Annotated in this window: 15 protein-coding genes; 3 read left to right on the top strand and 12 right to left on the bottom strand. The window is 68.4% G+C overall.

The features are described from left to right. Positions 1 to 42: 42 nt before the first annotated feature. From C1876_RS09600 to C1876_RS09585, 4 genes are all read right to left on the bottom strand, one after another. Positions 43 to 1,032 carry a diaminopimelate dehydrogenase gene (locus C1876_RS09600; RefSeq protein ID WP_114546512.1) on the bottom strand — a complete coding sequence of 330 codons (990 nt, stop codon included), beginning with the start codon at positions 1,030 to 1,032 and terminating at the stop codon, positions 43 to 45. Positions 1,033 to 1,179: 147 nt separating this feature from the next. Next, positions 1,180 to 1,533: an MGMT family protein gene (locus C1876_RS09595; RefSeq protein ID WP_114546511.1), complete on the bottom strand. Its 354-nt coding sequence runs from the start codon at positions 1,531 to 1,533 to the stop codon at positions 1,180 to 1,182. Between the two features lie 9 nt (positions 1,534 to 1,542). Beyond that, positions 1,543 to 4,263 carry a formate dehydrogenase subunit alpha gene (gene fdhF, locus C1876_RS09590; RefSeq protein ID WP_114546510.1) on the bottom strand — a complete coding sequence of 907 codons (2,721 nt, stop codon included), beginning with the start codon at positions 4,261 to 4,263 and terminating at the stop codon, positions 1,543 to 1,545. Next, positions 4,256 to 6,109 (bottom strand): NAD(P)-binding protein, encoded by a 1,854-nt coding sequence (locus C1876_RS09585; RefSeq protein WP_114546509.1) that lies wholly within the window; start codon positions 6,107 to 6,109, stop codon positions 4,256 to 4,258. Before C1876_RS09585 ends, fdhF begins: the two co-directional genes overlap by 8 nt. Before the next feature lie 214 nt (positions 6,110 to 6,323). Here C1876_RS09585 and C1876_RS09580 point away from each other — a divergent pair, with 214 nt between their 5' ends. Next, complete coding sequence (locus C1876_RS09580; RefSeq protein ID WP_244910099.1) at positions 6,324 to 6,821, top strand: hypothetical protein; 498 nt, start codon at positions 6,324 to 6,326, stop codon at positions 6,819 to 6,821. A 42-nt stretch (positions 6,822 to 6,863) separates the two neighbouring features. Here the strand turns inward: C1876_RS09580 and C1876_RS09575 are convergent, their stop codons facing one another. Further along, the gene (locus tag C1876_RS09575) at positions 6,864 to 7,847 is read right to left on the bottom strand and encodes a helix-turn-helix transcriptional regulator (RefSeq protein WP_114546507.1); all 984 of its coding nucleotides are present in this window, start codon (positions 7,845 to 7,847) and stop codon (positions 6,864 to 6,866) included. A 121-nt stretch (positions 7,848 to 7,968) separates the two neighbouring features. Between C1876_RS09575 and C1876_RS09570 the strand changes: the two genes are divergently transcribed. Next, the gene (locus C1876_RS09570) at positions 7,969 to 8,907 is read left to right on the top strand and encodes a magnesium transporter CorA family protein (RefSeq protein ID WP_114546506.1); all 939 of its coding nucleotides are present in this window, start codon (positions 7,969 to 7,971) and stop codon (positions 8,905 to 8,907) included. A gap of 87 nt (positions 8,908 to 8,994) precedes the next feature. Continuing rightward, entirely contained in the window at positions 8,995 to 9,951 is a 957-nt protein-coding gene (locus C1876_RS09565) for an L-lactate dehydrogenase (RefSeq protein WP_114546505.1), read from the top strand. Positions 9,952 to 9,954: 3 nt separating this feature from the next. Here C1876_RS09565 and C1876_RS09560 read toward each other — a convergent pair whose 3' ends face one another. The 7 genes from C1876_RS09560 to C1876_RS09530 all read right to left on the bottom strand — a co-directional run bounded on the left by C1876_RS09560 (position 9,955) and on the right by C1876_RS09530 (position 15,700). After that, complete coding sequence (locus tag C1876_RS09560) at positions 9,955 to 10,791, bottom strand: TrmH family RNA methyltransferase (RefSeq protein WP_114546504.1); 837 nt, start codon at positions 10,789 to 10,791, stop codon at positions 9,955 to 9,957. Positions 10,792 to 10,813: 22 nt separating this feature from the next. Beyond that, positions 10,814 to 11,398, bottom strand: coding sequence for a hypothetical protein (locus tag C1876_RS09555; RefSeq protein ID WP_114546503.1), 585 nt, complete (start codon positions 11,396 to 11,398; stop codon positions 10,814 to 10,816). 61 nt (positions 11,399 to 11,459) lie between these two features. After that, positions 11,460 to 12,338, bottom strand: coding sequence for a patatin-like phospholipase family protein (locus C1876_RS09550; protein WP_114546502.1), 879 nt, complete (start codon positions 12,336 to 12,338; stop codon positions 11,460 to 11,462). A 110-nt stretch (positions 12,339 to 12,448) separates the two neighbouring features. After that, complete coding sequence (locus tag C1876_RS09545) at positions 12,449 to 13,228, bottom strand: TatD family hydrolase (RefSeq protein WP_114546501.1); 780 nt, start codon at positions 13,226 to 13,228, stop codon at positions 12,449 to 12,451. Continuing rightward, positions 13,225 to 13,986: a tRNA threonylcarbamoyladenosine dehydratase gene (locus C1876_RS09540; RefSeq protein WP_114546500.1), complete on the bottom strand. Its 762-nt coding sequence runs from the start codon at positions 13,984 to 13,986 to the stop codon at positions 13,225 to 13,227. Before C1876_RS09540 ends, C1876_RS09545 begins: the two co-directional genes overlap by 4 nt. 57 nt (positions 13,987 to 14,043) lie before the next feature. Next, entirely contained in the window at positions 14,044 to 14,568 is a 525-nt protein-coding gene (locus C1876_RS09535; RefSeq protein ID WP_114546499.1) for a DUF6933 domain-containing protein, read from the bottom strand. Between the two features lie 28 nt (positions 14,569 to 14,596). Continuing rightward, positions 14,597 to 15,700: a hypothetical protein gene (locus C1876_RS09530; protein WP_114546498.1), complete on the bottom strand. Its 1,104-nt coding sequence runs from the start codon at positions 15,698 to 15,700 to the stop codon at positions 14,597 to 14,599. Positions 15,701 to 15,716 lie beyond the last annotated feature (16 nt).

The following is a 15,716-nucleotide window of genomic DNA, read 5'->3' as shown; positions in this document are numbered from 1 at the left end:
GGGGGGCGCGCGGGGAGCGCGCTCGATGCTAGCGCGGAACGCTTACAGCAGGTGGGCGCGCAGGTCTTCGTCGCTTTCGGCGGACAGGTACGCCGGCGGGATGTCGAACAGCGTCTTGCAGCCGACGGCGCCTTCCTGGCTCAGGCGATGCGCGGCGCGGGCGCACGCCACCAGCACGCTACCGGTGAACTCGGGGTTCGAGTCGAGCTTGAGCGAGTACTCGATCACGTGGGTGTGCTCGCCGTTCTCGCCGGTCGCGCCCGAGCGGATGACCGAGCCGCCGTGCGGAATGCCGGCATGGTCGCGGTCGAGCTCCTCCTGCGAGATGAACGTCACCGTGGTGTCGTAGTCGGCGAAGTAGTTCGGCATCTCCACGATGGCCTTTTCAATGGCAGCCTGGTCGGCGCCCTCTTTCGCCACGACAAAGCACTCGCGCGTGTGCTTCTGGCGCGTGGTGAGCTCGGGGTTCTCGCCGTTGCGCACGGCCTCGAGCGCCGCGGGGACGGGCACGGTGTACTGACGGGCGTCGGCCACACCGTCGATGCGGCGGATGGCGTCGCTGTGGCCCTGCGAGACGCCGCGGCCCCAGAACGTGTAGTCGCGTCCCTCGGGCAGCACGCTCGACGCGTACAGGCGCGCGAGCGAGAACATGCCCGGGTCCCAACCGGCCGAGATGACGGCCACCTTGCCGCCCGCCTGTGCGGCGGCATCGACGTTGGCGAAGTGCGCGGGGATGTTCGCGTGCGTGTCGAACGAGTCCACCACGTTGAACAGGCCCGCGTACGCCGGCGTCTGCTCGGGCAGGTCGTTTGCGCTGCCGCCGCACAGGATGAGCACGTCGATATCGCCCGCATGCGCGGCGAGGTCGTCGGCCGCGTACACGGCAACGCCCTCGGTCAGCGGCTTCAGCTGCGCCGGGTCGCGGCGCGTGAACAGCGCCGTCAGCTCCAAATCGTCGTTCTGACGGCAGGCCAGCTCAACGCCCCTGCCAAGGTTGCCGTATCCCAGTATGCCGATGCGCGTTTTCGTCATGTGCTGCTCCTCACCGATGCGTCCGTACGTGTCGCAACGATCATCCACGAATATCACCCGCCCCGTCAACGCACGCCGATCAACTCCAAGAAAGCCCCATCGCATTGAAACGTTTTGGAAATCTGGGAGATGCGACGCGCGCAGCGATCAGTCGAACAAGCTCATCTGACGGGGACGCTCGCTGAGGGGCCAGACGTGCTTGTCCATGTCGATGGTGTCGTCGTCGATAAACGTCACGCCTTCGTCTTCGAGCACGTGGCGCTGTCGATCTTTGCCGCCGAACGCATACGAGGGAGCCAACGTGCCTTTGGCGTTGACGATGCGATGGCACGGCAGGTTCCACGCGCTCTGCACCCTGCTCATAGCCACGCCCACTTCGCGCGACGCGCCTTCATAGCCGGCAAGTCGCGCGATGGTGCCATAGGTGCACACCGTACCCGACGGCACGGCGCGCACCTGATCGTACACTCGATCGAAGAACGCTTCGTCCATTTCGATCATCGACGGCTCCTACGCTTCCTCGGCCTTCTCCACCCTTACGGCGCACACTTTGTACTCGGGGGCTTTTGAGACGCGGTCCAACGCTGCGTTGGTGAGCCAGTTGCTGTTGCCGTCTTGGAAGTGGAACGGCATCCAGGTCTCGCCGGGGTTCGTCTTGCCTGACACGCGGGCCGTCGACTCGATGACGCCGCGACGCGACGCGACGCGCACGCGGTCGCCGTCGGAGATGCCGAGCGCGGCCGCGTCGCCGGCATTGAGCTCGATGAACGACTGGCCGGCCATCTCGTCGAGCTCCTCCGTCCGCCCCGTCATGGCGCGCGCGTTGTACTGGTAGAGCACGCGGCCCGTCATGAGTACGAGCGGGTACTGCTCGTCGGGCAGCTCGGCCGACGGCTGGTAGTCGGGCGTCGAGAACGCGCCGAGGCCCTGGGCGAACTCGCCCATGTGCAGGATGGGCGTGCCGGGATGCTCCGGGCTCGGGCACGGCCACTGCAGGCCGCGGCCCGCCGCCGCGGCGCCGTCGAGGCGCGCATGGCTCATACCGCCGTACGTGGGCGTGACGGCCGCGATCTCGTCCATGACCTCGGCCGCGGTCAACGGCGGCTGCGGGTAGCCCATGCGGTTCATGACTTCGGTGAATATCTCGGTGTCAAGACGCGCTCCCGCAGGTCCGTCCACCGCCTTGCGCACGCGCTGCACGCGACGCTCGGTGTTCGTGAACGTGCCCTCCTTCTCGGCGTAGCTGCGCCCGGGCAGGATGACGTCGGCGTACTTCGCCGTCTCGGTCATGAACAGGTCGTCCACCACGAAGAACTCGAGCGCCTCGAGCGCGCGGATCACGTGAGCCGTGTCGGGGTCGGTGCGCACCGGGTCCTCGCCGAACAGGAAGAGCCCCTTGATGCCGCCCTCGATCATGGCCGGGAAGCACTCGGTGGCCTTCACGCCGCGCGTCCGCGGCAGCGTGGCGCTCCAGGCCTTCTCGAAGCGGCGCACCACCTCGGGGTCGGCCACCTTCTGATAGCCGGGCAGGTCGTCGGGACCGGCGCCCATGTCGCAGGCGCCCTGCACGTTGTTCTGACCGCGCAGCGGATTGACGCCGCCGCCGGGTTTGCCCAGGTTGCCGGCGATCATCGCGATATTCGACAGCGCCATGACGCCGTCGGTGCCGGTGGAATGCTCGGTCACGCCGAGGCAGTACACGATGGCGGCCGCATCGGCCGACGCGTACATCTTCGCCGCAGCCACGAGGTCGCGCTGGTCGATGCCGCACACGTCCTCCACCCACGAGGGCGTGCAGTCGCGCACCGTGGCCGCGAGTATCTCGAAGCCTTCGGTACGCTCGTGCACGAACTTCTCGTCGTACAGCTCGTGCTGGATAAGGTAGTTCACGATGCCGTTCGCGAACGCGACGTTCGTGCCCGGCCGTAGCTTCAAATGGATGTCGGCCTGCGCCGCCAACCCGATGTCGCGCGGGTCGACCACGATGAGCCGGCAACCGCGTTCGACCGCGGCGCGCAGCTGCATGCCGATGACGGGGTGCGCCTCCTCGGGGTTCGAGCCCACGAGCATGATGACGTCCGCCTGGCGCGTGACGTCCTCGATGGAGTTCGTCATCGCACCGGAACCAAGCATGGTCGCCAGACCGGCGACCGTGGGGGCGTGTCAAACACGCGCGCAACAGTCCACGTTGTTCGTTTGGAGCGCCGTTCGGGCCATCTTCTGGAACAGATAGATGTCCTCGTTCGTGGAGCGCGAGCAGGCGAAGGCGGCCAACGCCTCGCCGCCGTGCTCGTCGCGCAGCTCAGCAAAGCGGCGCGCCACGAGGTCGAGCGCTTCGTCCCAGGTGGCAGGCTCGAATTCGCCGCTCTCCGGATTCCGCACGAGCGGCGTGGTCAGGCGGTCGGGCGCGTCGACGAAGTCGAAGCTGGCCGAGCGCCCCTTCACGCACAAAAGCCCCTTGTTCGAGGGGCCGTCGGCGCCCTCGGCGTCCACGATGCGGCCGTCCTTCACCACGAGGTCGAGCTGGCAGCCCACGCCGCAGTGGGGGCACGTCGTGCGCACGCGCTCGGTCTCCCACGAACGGTACGTCGCGCGGCGCTTCTCGGTGAGCGCGCCGGTCGGGCACGCTTGCGCGCAGGTGCCGCAGCTCTCGCAGTCGGTGGCGCGCCAATCGTCGCCGAACGGCGCGTCGATGAGCGTGCGCACGCCGCGCTTGCCGGTACGCAGCGTATGGTTGCCCGCGGCGTCGTTGCATGCGCCCACGCAGCGCTGGCAGCGGATGCACAGGTTGGGGTCGTAGCTGAGGAACGGGTTGGCGTCGCGCACGGGCTCGCGCTTCTGCGCCGCCTCGTAGGGCGTCTCGAGCACGCCGTATTCACGGCAGAGATCCTGCAGCTCGCAGGCGCCGCATCTGTTGCACGAGAAGCAGTAGTTCGTCGAATCGAGGCCGTGATCGGCCACGATAAGCTCGAGCGCGACCCTGCGGTACGCGTCCAGACGCGGCGAGCTCGTCGTGACCGCCATGCCGTCCTGCACGGGCGTCGCGCACGCGGGCACGGGGTGGTCGAGGCCTTCCACGTCCACCACGCACACGCGGCACGAGGCGATGGCGCTGCGCTCCTTCAGGTAGCACAGCGTGGGAATGCGGATACCGGCCGCGCGCGCGGCCTCCACGATGGTGGTGCCCTCGGCTACGTCGAGGACGACGCCGTCAATCGCGATGCTAGGCATACTGGTGCCTGCCCCCTTCCAACACGCCGCAGCCGAAGTGGTCGCAGCGCAGGCAGCGCCCGCACTCCTGCACGACCTCTTCGCGGCTCATCGATGTTTCTACGCTTCCGTAGTCGTTCCTGCGCTCGCGCGCGGGCCGCTCAACGATCTCCACGCGCCCCTTCGGCGTGCGGTCGTTCGGCAACGGCGCGGGCACCGCGATATCGCAGGGCAGCTTGTGATGGTAGCCCAGGAACTCGTCGATATTGCGCGCCGCCACCTTGCCCGCCCCGATGGCGCGGATGACCGTCGAGGGGCCGGTCTGGCAGTCGCCGCCCACGAACACGTTGTCGAAGCCTTCGGCCGTCAGATGCTCGTCGGCGTTGAAACAGCCCCAGGTGGTGCGCATGCCGAACTCCTCGAACGGGCCGGACACGACGTTCTGGCCCACGGCGATGAGGATGAGGTCGGCCTCGATGCGGCGCTCGGGCTTGTCGGCCGCCACCGGCGCCGGACGGCCGCCGCGCACGGGGCCGATCATCTGCGGACGGGTGACGAGCGCCGTGCAATGGCCGCGCTCGTCGACCTCGATGCGCTCCGGCGCCTCGAGCACGATCATCTCCACGCCCTCGGCGATGGCGCTTTCCACCTCGGCCGCGAGCGCCGTCATGTCGTCCTTGCGGCGACGGTACACCACCGACACCTCGTCGGCGCCCGCGCGCACCGACGTGCGCGCGCAGTCCATGGCCACGTTGCCGCCGCCCACCACGACCACGCGCTTGCCCGTGAAGTCGGGGTACGCGCCGTCGCCGATGGCGCCGAGCAGGTCGACCGCCGACATGACGCCCTCGGCGTCCGCGCCCTCGATGCGCAGCGTCTTGCCCGTCTGCGCGCCCACGGCCACGTACACGGCGTGGTACGTGTCGGCGATCTCGGCCATCTCGTGCGCGCCAACGGGCTCGCCGCAGCGCGCCGTGATGGTGCCGGCGTTCAGGATGCCGCGGATGTCCTCGTCGAGGCGCTCGCGCGGGAAACGGTACGCGGGAATGCCGTAGCGCAGCATGCCGCCCAGCTGCGCGCGCTCCTCGAACACCGTCACACGGTGCCCCATGAGGGCGGCGAAGTAGGCGCAGGTGAGCCCGCTCGGCCCGCCGCCGATGACGGCCACGGTGCGCGCGGTGTCAACGCTGTGCACGGGCGGGGCCACCTGATCGGCCGGCATCTGGTCGACGGCGAACTTCTTGATGCCGCGGATGTTGAGCGGCGCGTCGATGAGCGTGCGGCGGCACCGTTCCTCGCAGGGATGCTCGCACACGAACGCGCAGGCCGTGGGGAACGGGTTGTCCTTGCGCACCATGTTCACGGCCCCGGCGTAGTCGCCCGCCGCCGTGAGCGCGATGTAGGCCGGCACGTCCACGTGGGCAGGGCACCGCGTCTCGCACGGCACCGTCTGCCCGATGCCCGCCTGGCATGTGCGCGCTTCCAGGTGGCTCGCGTACTCGTCGGCATACGCCTCGAGGCCGTCGAGCACGCCGTTCGCCGCCTCGTAGCCGATGGCGCAGTCGGACGTGTCGCGCACCATCTCGGCGAGCAGGCGCAGCTGCTCGAGCACGGCCTCGTCGGCGTCGCAGGCCACGATGCGCTCGAGCAGCGCGGCCATCTGAGGGATGCCGTCGCGACACGGCACGCATTTTCCGCAGGTCTGCGCACCGCTCGTGCGCAGCATGCTCAGCTGCACGGCCAGCGGGCACATGCCCGGCGGCGTCGCTTCGACGCGACGCGCGAACTGGTCCAAACGCGCGTCGATTCGCGCGTCATCGCGCGACCGCGGCGCTATCGATAGCTTGGCCAATGGTTCTCCATCCATTCCCAGGCGAAGCCCGCAGGCTTCCCAACGTATTCCCCGAGCGCCATTCTAGCGCAACGGATCGTCTCGCGGCGGTCAACAAGCAACGCCCGCAGGAAAAACGAGCAGCAACCGTAGACCAAAGACGGCGGCATGTCCCGATTGAAGGACAGGCGGCCAAGCCGTTACCCACTATGATGCGAGACGTCACCGCCCACCACGCTAGGAGATGCCCATGCAGCCCTCACCCCGCCCCGCCGCGTTGCGGCGCCCGCTCGACGCCGCCACCGTGTTCGCGCACGTGTACCAGCGATGGTTCGACGACGCGCGCGGGCTCACCGAGGAGAACAAGCGCCACGCGCGCTCCGTCGTCGGGGCGTACGTGGCCGACGTGCTCACGCTGTGGGACGAGAGCACGCGGGACTACCTGGCAGGGGCGCCCCTCATCCTTCGGCTCGAGGCGTGCGACGTCACCGCGTTCGTCATGCGGGAGCCGCACATCGCGCTGAGCTTCGACGGCATCGAAACCGGCGCGCCCACGGCCCTGTTCGGGTCGACGTTTCGCTGGGAGAGCTTTCGGCCCTGCTCGTACGCCATCGGGCGCCGGCTGACCGACCTCGTGTTCAGCACCGACGAGAACGACCTGCTCGTCGAAGCGGAAGCGGTGCTCGACGACGGCGGGTTGCTGCTGCTGGGCAACCGCGCGCTCTGGTCGCTGCCGCGCGCCGTCTGAGGCGACGCGACGCGACAAGGCCGACGCCCCCGCCCCGCGCGCTCACTCGTAGGCGGCGAGCAGGTTCTCCAGATAGTCGCGATACGCGCGCACGAGCGAGGCGGGCTTCTCGATGCGCACGCGTCCCTCGAACTGCGCGATCCAGCCGAACAGCACGGGGCTCTTCATCACCACGGCGTACACGCGCGCCTCGCCCTCCTCCGCCGGCATCGACTCCACGTCCTTGCCGAAGCGGTCGATGACCGCGCCCATGGCGCCCTCGTCCACGAGCAGCGTCGCCGACACGGCCTCGCCGCTGTACATGCCGAACGCGCGGCTTTCCAGCGTGCGCGCGTCGAACGTGGCGATGCGCTCGTTTTTCAGCGCCGGCTCGTCAAGCACCTCGATGTCGCCCATGCGGTCGACGCGGTAGTTCGCGAAGTCGTCGTGCTTCTCGTTGAACACCACGAGGTAGTAGTACCCCTCCGCGTACACGAGCTGCACGGGCGTCTCCACGTAGCGCGCGCCGCCGTGCTGCTGGACCTTGCGCTTCTTCGCGTCGTACTTGAAGTAGGTGAACGATATCTTGCGCTTCGCCGCAAGCGCCTCCTGGATGCGGTCGACGCTGTAGAACACCGACTCGTTCTGCATCTTGATGCGGCCCTCCACGTGCACGCGCTTGTCGAGCAGCGCGCGCTGCCGCGTGGAAGCCAGCTGCCGCACGCCTTCCACAAGCGCATCGCTTTGCCGCTGCGTCAGGAACCGGGAGCTCTGCACGGCGTCCACCAGCAGCACGAGCTCGGAGAACGCGAACGCGCGCTGCTCCACGGCGTACTCCACGGGCGCGCGCTGGTACGTGCGCACGTCCACGCCGAACGCGCGCAGCGCCTCGATGTCGCGGTAGATGGACTTGCGTTCGGCCGAGATGCCGAGCGCTTCCAGCCGCTCGAGGATCTGCGCCATCGTGAGGCCCTGCTCGGCGTCGGTTTCCTCCTCGAGCATCTGCATGAGGTACAGCAGCTTGAGCTTCTGACGATTCACGGCCATGGCCCCTCCTTGCATCATACGAGCGAACTGCCCTGCGAGCCTCTTAGTATAGAATAAGCGCAGCGAAAAAGACCGGGGCATCCGCGCCCCTCGGGCATCGAACGGAAAGCGACGTGCATCCATGATCGAATTCTTCCACACCGACGAGGAGTCCCGCTCGCTGACGAAGCTCGACACCGAGCAACCCGGCTGCTGGATCGCGCTCTTCGAGCCGACGGCGGAGGAGCTGGCCGACGTCGCGGAGCGCTTCGCCATCGACGCCGACGACCTGCGCGCCCCGCTCGACCTGGAAGAGGTGTCGCGCATCGAGACGGGCCCCGCGTACACGATGTTCATCGTCGACACGCCCATCCGCGACAAATCGCTCGGCGACCTGAGCTACAAGACCATCCCCATCGCCATCTTCGAGACACGCGACCACGTGGTGTCCGTGTGCTCGGTGTACAAGGTTCCCATCGTCGCCCGGCTCATGACGGCGCGCGGCCTGCACGACACCGGCGACATCAAGGGCTTCACCTGCGACATCCTCATGGCGTCCTCCGCCGTGTACTTCGCGCTGCTGCAAACGCTCAACCACCGCCGCATCGAGCTGAACGCGGTCACCACGAAACCCACGCGCGGCGACCTCGAGGAGCTGTACTCGCTCGACGCCTCGCTCGTGTACATGAAGACGTCGCTCGCCACCAACAACGGCGTGTTCGAGCGCTACCAGCGACGCATGACCCCCTCGTACAGCGAGGAAGACTTCGAGCGCTTCGACGACGTGGTGGTGGAAAACCGCCAGGCGCTCGAGACCACGAACCTCTATTCGGAGATACTCGACTCCACCATCGACCACTTCGGCCTGATCATGGACTACGACCTGAACCACACCATGCAGCTGGTGGCCACCATCACGCTCGTGCTGTGCGTGCCCACCATCGTGGGCGGGTTCTTCGGCATGAACCTTTTGGGCATCCCGCTCGCGGAACTCCCCTACGGGTTCGCCATCGTGACCGGCTTGACGGTGGTCGTGCTGGCGGCGCTGCTGCTGGCGTTGAAGAAACTCAAGTGGTTTTAGAATCGCGCTTCCCGCGACTTGACGGCGCTGCCCGCATGCAGTAGGTTCGATGCTCAACCTGCCAGCAGCTTCTCCGGAAGGAAGCACATGACACATGCCATCAACGACCGCAAGGTCGCCATCGTCGGATGCGGGTTCGTGGGGTCGGCCACCGCGTTCACCCTCATGCAAAGCGAGCTGTTCACCGAGATGGTGCTCATCGACGTCGATCGCGCCCGCGCCGAGGGCGAGGCGCTCGACATCGCGCACGGCATGCCCTTCGCCGCGCCCATGAACATCTACGCGGGCACCTACGACGACGCGGTCGACGCGGCCATCATCGTGGTCACCGCCGGCGCGAACCAGCAGCCGGGCGAGACGCGGCTCGACCTCGTGCACAAGAACGTGCGCATCTTCAAGTCCATCATCCCCGAGATCAAACAGCGCGATTACCAGGGCATCCTCTTGGTGGTGTCGAACCCCGTGGACATCCTCACGCACGTGGCGCTCAAGCTGTCGGGCCTGCCGGACAACCGCGTCATCGGCTCGGGCACGGTGCTCGACACGGCGCGCTTCAAGTACATCTTGGGCGAGCACTTGGGCGTCGACCCGCGCAACGTGCACGCGCGCATCATCGGCGAGCACGGCGACAGCGAGATTGCGGCGTGGAGCACGGCGAACGTCTCGGGCATTCCCGTGAACGACTTCTGCGAGCTGCGCGGGCACTTCGATCACGACGAGTCCATGCAGCGCATCGCCGAGGACGTGAAGAACAGCGCCTACGAGATCATCGCGAAGAAGAAGGCGACGTACTACGGCATCGCCATGTCGGTGAAGCGCATCTGCGAGGCCATCGTGCGCGACGAGAAGCCCATCCTGCCCGTGTCGAACTGCCAGCACGGCGTGCACGGCCTGCACGACGTGGTGCTTTCCATGCCCGCCGTCGTGGGCAAGGACGGCATCGAGTACCAGGTGCCCACCCCCTTGTCCGAGGACGAGCAAGCGCGCCTGAGGGCATCCGCCGAGGCCCTGAAGCAGGTCATCGCGGGCTTGGATTTGGAGTGATTCCTACCGCCACTTCGTGCGCAGCTCCCAGAACGCTACGGCGCTGGCGGCGGCTACGTTGAGGGAGTCCACGTCGTGGTCCATGGGGATCTTCACGGTGTAGTCGCAGGTGGCAATCGTGGAGGCGGCCAGGCCGTCGCCTTCGGTGCCCAGGACGAGGGCCAGGCGATCGCAGGCGCGCAGGCGCTCGTCGTGCAGGTACAGGGCGTCGTCCGACAGCGCGAGCGCGGCGGTGGCGAAGCCGAGGGAGCGCAGCAGGGGCACGCCCTCGGCGGCCCAGGCGCGCTCGCTTCCGATGCGCGTCCACGGCACCTGGAACACCGCGCCCATGGACACGCGGGCGGCACGACGGTACAGCGGGTCGTGGCACGAGGGCGTGACCAGCACCGCGTCGATGCCGAGCGCGGCGGCCGAGCGGAATACGGCGCCGATGTTCGTGTAGTTCGTGATGTCCTCGAGCACGGCCACGCGCCGCGCGTTCGCCACGAGCTCGCTCACGCTCGGAAGGGCGGGGCGCTCGAAGGCGGCCAGCGCGCCGCGCGTCACCTCGTAGCCCGTGAGCGCGCGGAACTGCTCGCGCGTGGCCACGAACACGGGGAAGGCGGGGTCGGCGGCGCACAGGCGCAGGGCGAGCGGCATGGTCTGCTCGAGCCAGCATTCCTCCATGAACAGCGAATGCGGCCGCACGCCGGCGGCCAGCGCGCGCTCGATGACCTTACGCGATTCGCCGATGAACAAGCCGTGCTCGAAATCCGTGCAATCGCGCAGCTGCGCATCGGTCATGCCCGAGTACACGGCAAGGCGCGGGTCGTCCAACCCGTCGAGGCGTATGATCGGCACCTTGAACCCCTCCCCTTGCGGCCTAGGCGCGGTAGTCGGCCTCGTCGGCGAACTCCCAGCCGAACAGCGCGTCGCCCACCAGGCGGAACCCAAACGGCAGAGGGCGGCTCAGCTCGCCGCGGTCGATGCGCTCGGCGATGCCCTCGAGTTCTTCCAGCAAATCGAAGAAGGTGAGCTCGTCGAGCGTGGGCATGCCTTCGGCAACCTCTTCCGGCGAGATCGTCAGGATGCGCAGCATGATCTCCAGGTAGTAGTCGTGCGCGTCGCTGCTGGCCTGCAACGCCTCCACCTGGTCGTGCGGGAAGAACGACTCCTCGACGCAGTACCAGCCCTTCACGGTGTCGGGGCGGTCGTCGTCCATGAGGTCGCTCAGCTCGATGCCGTTGGGCTCGAGGTCCTCCACGCGGTAGCACGCCACGAGCATCTCGGGCGTCACGAGCGGCTCGTCGTTGTCGTCGAGGTCGCTCATCACGTACACGACACGCGCGGCAAGCCCGTCTTCGCCCACGTCGAGCGACAGCCCGTAGCAGTAGCCCGGATTCGCCTTGCGCGTGCCCCAATACAGTTCGCCATGGTTCTCGAGAAGCGTTTTGACGGTTGCGGCCACAGGGCCCCCTTCGCATCGGTCGTGCCTGATAGGTTTGTTAAAGTATAGAGCACCGAGGGCATCAGCGGGCCAGGAATCGCTCCCAGGCCCCACGTTCGGAGCGCGCTTGCTGGCGACCGCGCTCGTAGTTGAGGGCCAGCTTGCGCTCGTCGCGCTCGGTGTTGCGCACGCCCTGGTCGTTCGCGTAGAACACGTAGGCGCGTCCCTCGGCCTCAAGCTGGTCGAGCCGGTCGAGCTCGTTGTCGTAGCGCTGGCTCCACGTGTTCAGCGCCGCGCGCATGAACGGGCGCCGCCAGAAGAACACGTCGTAGAAGCGCTTCGGACGCGTGGGCCGTCGGAATCCGCGCGGACGCGTGCACACGACGAAGAACTTCCGCAGCCCGTCGTCCAGCGCGCGCGGCACCATGATGCCGCCTCCCCGACCGATGCCACCGTCGTAGAGCGCATGGCCGTCGATGCTGGCAGGCGGCATGATGATGGGGTAGCTCGACGAGGCGCGCACGCGCTCCATGAGCGCAGCCTGCGTGGGGAAGTCGTCGCGCGTGAAGTACGCCGTGGCGCCCGTGTCGCGCTCGATGGCCTGCAGCGTCGCGTGCGCCGGATTCGCGCGGAAGGCGGCGAAGTCGAACGGCAGCGCGCACCCCTCGTGCGCCAGGCCGTCGCCGCGCACCACGGCGCCGAAGCTGTCCGCGCCGATGACCGGCAGCAGCCACCGCCGGAAATCGAGGCCGTCGAGACAGGTGGTGAACGACGCTTCCGCGCGCTTCGCGTCGCGCGAGAGGTAGTCGATCACGTTGGTGGCGCCGGCCGACAGGCCGTACACGTCGTTGAAGAACAGCTCCTGCTCGAGCATGACGGACACCGCGCCCGCCGAATACGAGTTGCGCATCCCGCCGCCCTCGAACACGAGCGCCACGTCGTGCACGGTGCTTTCCAACATGGTGCCGCCCGCCTCCTTCGCCGTCGCATCGTGCTTCCACCATACGCAACGCCGACGGCCGCGCGGCCCCGCAGGCCAACCCGTGAAGGCCCCGTGGGGAAACGGTGAGACTAGGGGAGCTGCAGCAGCCGCGCGCTCGTGTCTGCGATGTGCGCGGCGAGTGCGGGGGGATCGGCGCGGCGCAGGCCGGCGAGGTCGGCGACCAGGCGCTCGAGACGGGCAAGCTCGGTCGCGGGGTCGTAGGACGCGCCCTCGGGAGGCATGTCGGTTTCCAGCAGCAACCGATCCTCCGGAATGGCCTGCGCATACGCGCGGCCGCGCTTCGTCTCGAGCATACGTGGGTTCACCGAGACGAAGCACCCCGAGCGAATCACGCGCGTGAGTTCGTCGGAGGTGCCCGAGAACCAGTGGAAGACGCACGCGTTCGACGCGAGGGCGCCCGTGCGCTCGAGGACGTCGAGGACGCATCCTGCGGCCTTCACCGCGTGGAGCGACAGCAGCCGTCCGCCGTCCGCGCACGCGGCGGCGATGCGCATGAACGCCGCGAGCTGCGCGTCGCCCGACCCTTCGCAGCGCTTGCCGAAGTCGAGCCCCACCTCGCCGATGTAGCGCGTCGTCTTGGCCAGGCGCACGAACTCCTCCACATCCGTTTCGCCGCAGCGACCGTCCGCCAGCCACCAGGGATGAAGCCCCAGTCCCGTGCGCACGTTTTCGCAACCGGCGAACAGCGCGGAGGCGCGCTCGAAGCCCGTCGGCGTCACCGTGGTCGCGAACGCACCGAGGCCCGCAGCCGCCATCGCATCCGCCGCCGCACGGGCATCCGGCGCGAAGTCGAGGTGGCAGTGCATGTCGAACAGGCGCACGGGGGCCTCTCCCTCCGGCCGTCTCATCGCCCGCGCCCCTCGCCCACGTCCACGCCGGCCAGCGTGCACAGCACCTCGCCGGCGATCATCTGCCCCATGATGGGCGGCACGAACGACGCGGTGCCGAGGTTCGACCGCTCGCGGCGCTCCGCCCCCTCGCGCACGGGCACCGCCACCGGCTGCTCGCACGAGTACAGCACGCGCAAGCGTCCGATACCGCGCTTGCGCGCCTCCTTGCGCATGATGCGGCACAACGGGCAGTTCACCGTGTCGTACACGTCCGCGAACCGGAAACAGTCGGGCCGCAGCTTGTTCGCGGCGCCCATGCTGCTGACGAGGCGCACGCCGTGCGCGTCGGCGTACTGCGCGATGGCCAGCTTCGCCGAGATGGTGTCGATGGCGTCCACCACGTAGTCCACGCGCGGCGCGTGCGCTTCGAGGAACGCGGGCACGTTTTGGGCCAGGATGAACTCGTCGAGCGTTTCCACCTGCGCGTCGGGGTTGATGTCGGCGATCATGCCGCGCGCCACGTCCACCTTCTTGCGCCCGATGGTGCTGCGAAACGCGATGGCCTGCCGGTTGATGTTGCTGGCCTGCACCACGTCGTGGTCGACCACGATCAGCCGGCCCACGCCGCCGCGCGCGAGCGCTTCGACGCAGTTCGAGCCCACGCCGCCCACGCCCAGCACCATGACGGTGGAAGCCGCCAGGCGGGAGAGGCCCTCGCGGCCCATGATGAGTTCCAGTTTTGAGGTGGCGGAGTCGCCCGCGCCCGTTGCAGCCATTACCGTCCTTTCTGTCGGCGACCATGGTAGCACGCCCGCACGCCCGCACGCATGCGCCTACGCCGGGGAATCGATCCCCAAGCGCTTGAGGTCGGCGGCGAAGCGCTCGCTCGGCAGACCGAGGCCCTCGAAGCCGGCCGCCTTGCAGCGCAGCTGCTCGTTCGCGATGCGGCACGCCTCGAGCGGAAACGGCTCGCGCGCGTCGAGGGAGAGCGGAAGGGGCAGCAGCTTCTCCACGAGCACGTTGAGGAACGCCACGGGACGCCGCCCGTGCGTGCGCGTCACTGCGGGCGCGCCGCCGAAGAACAGGTACGCATCGATCGTCGGCGCATCGAAGCCCGCATCCGCGAGCGCGGCGCGCAGCGCGGCGAGCGCCGTGTCCTGCCAGCAGCGCCAATCGCCCGGCTGCATGCACGCGAACGCCGCGAACCGGTTGCTCGCGTTCACGAGCAGCAGCACGTCGGCGCCGCCGAGCAGCACGCGATGCGCCTCCCAGCAGAAGGCGAGGTCGTCCACCTCGCCGTACGCGGGTCGCGGCAGGCGCAGGTGGCGCTGCAAGGGTATGGTGATGCCGAATTCCATGGAGACCAGTATAGCGCGCGGGCTGCCGCTAGGACGTCGCCGCAGCCGTGGCGGCCGCGGCTGCGGCGGTGCCGGCCGTTCCGGCGGTGCCGGTGCTGCTCGACGTGTTCGCGCTCGTGCCGGATGCGGAGCTCGAGCCCGAACCCGAGCTCGAGCCGCTCCCCGAGCCGCTGCTGCCCGAGCCGCTGCCCGTCGATCCGCCGTCGGACAGGTTGCCGCCCGTACCGCCGCTGCCGCCGTCGGACGTATCGCCCGAGCCGCTGCCCGAACTCGACCCGGAATCCGATCCCGACCCCGAACCCGAGCCGGAAGACCCGCTGCCGTCGCCCGACGTCGACCCCGACCCCGACCCGGAACCCGAGTTCGACCCCGAGCCGTCCGCGTTCGATCCCGATTGGTCGCCCTGATCTTTGCCCGTATCCTTCGAGGAATCGTTCGTCGCGTTGTCCTTGGAATCGGACGAGTTCGACGAGCTCCCCTTGTCGGCGGACGAGTCCGTCGTGCCGCTGTCGTTCGACGGCTGCGACCGCGACGTCGAGATGATGGGCTCGGTTTTCACGCCCACGCCCTGACCGGCCGACACCGCGTAGATGACCACGGCCGAGACGGCCACCGCCGCAAGCGCCGACACGATGGACACGATGAGCACGCCGCGCTTGACCCGCTTCTTGTGGTCGCGCTGCGCAAGCGCGCGCCGCGCGGTGACGTCGCCTTCCTGCGCGGCGTCGTCGAGGCGCGGCGTGCGGCCCACCTCGACGGGCGCCGTCTTCAGCACGGCCGTGCGGCCGTCGGCCGGCAGCACCGACGTTTTCCCGGCATCCTCGTTCGATGCCGCGCCGCCCTCGTCGCCGTCCTTCACCGCCTCCGTCTTCGTCATCGACAGCGTCTCGCCCGGTGCGAAATCGCGCAGCTTGTCAGCCGAACGCTGCAGGAACTTCTTGTACAGCTGCGACGCGACGGCCGACACGACGGAGCCCACGCCCACGCCGATCACCGAGCCGTAAATGCCAATTTGGGATGCAAGCAGCATGGACGTGACCGCGGCAAGCGCGCCGGCAATCACCTGCGCCATCGACAGGTCGTCGAACAGGCCGCCTTTCTTGGCCGTCCCGTCGCTCGCACGTTGTGCCATTCGTCGTCCTCCTCAC

The organism is Eggerthella sinensis, from assembly GCF_003339815.1.
In the GTDB taxonomy this organism is placed as follows: domain Bacteria; phylum Actinomycetota; class Coriobacteriia; order Coriobacteriales; family Eggerthellaceae; genus Eggerthella; species Eggerthella sinensis.
Note: the sequence above shows the minus strand (reverse complement) of the source record. Positions and strands in the feature narration are given on the sequence as shown.

Bases quoted from the DNA above. Each gene is read 5' to 3' on its own strand.
- C1876_RS09600 (WP_114546512.1), bottom strand. From the start codon at position 1,032: ATGACGAAAACGCGCATCGGCATACTGGGATACGGCAACCTTGGCAGG.
- C1876_RS09595 (WP_114546511.1), bottom strand. From the start codon at position 1,533: ATGATCGAAATGGACGAAGCGTTCTTCGATCGAGTGTACGATCAGGTG.
- C1876_RS09585 (WP_114546509.1), bottom strand. From the start codon at position 6,109: ATGGATGGAGAACCATTGGCCAAGCTATCGATAGCGCCGCGGTCGCGC.
- C1876_RS09580 (WP_244910099.1), top strand. From the start codon at position 6,324: ATGCAGCCCTCACCCCGCCCCGCCGCGTTGCGGCGCCCGCTCGACGCC.
- C1876_RS09575 (WP_114546507.1), bottom strand. From the start codon at position 7,847: ATGGCCGTGAATCGTCAGAAGCTCAAGCTGCTGTACCTCATGCAGATG.
- C1876_RS09570 (WP_114546506.1), top strand. From the start codon at position 7,969: ATGATCGAATTCTTCCACACCGACGAGGAGTCCCGCTCGCTGACGAAG.
- C1876_RS09565 (WP_114546505.1), top strand. From the start codon at position 8,995: ATGACACATGCCATCAACGACCGCAAGGTCGCCATCGTCGGATGCGGG.
- C1876_RS09550 (WP_114546502.1), bottom strand. From the start codon at position 12,338: ATGTTGGAAAGCACCGTGCACGACGTGGCGCTCGTGTTCGAGGGCGGC.
- C1876_RS09545 (WP_114546501.1), bottom strand. From the start codon at position 13,228: ATGAGACGGCCGGAGGGAGAGGCCCCCGTGCGCCTGTTCGACATGCAC.
- C1876_RS09540 (WP_114546500.1), bottom strand. From the start codon at position 13,986: ATGGCTGCAACGGGCGCGGGCGACTCCGCCACCTCAAAACTGGAACTC.
- C1876_RS09535 (WP_114546499.1), bottom strand. From the start codon at position 14,568: ATGGAATTCGGCATCACCATACCCTTGCAGCGCCACCTGCGCCTGCCG.
- C1876_RS09530 (WP_114546498.1), bottom strand. From the start codon at position 15,700: ATGGCACAACGTGCGAGCGACGGGACGGCCAAGAAAGGCGGCCTGTTC.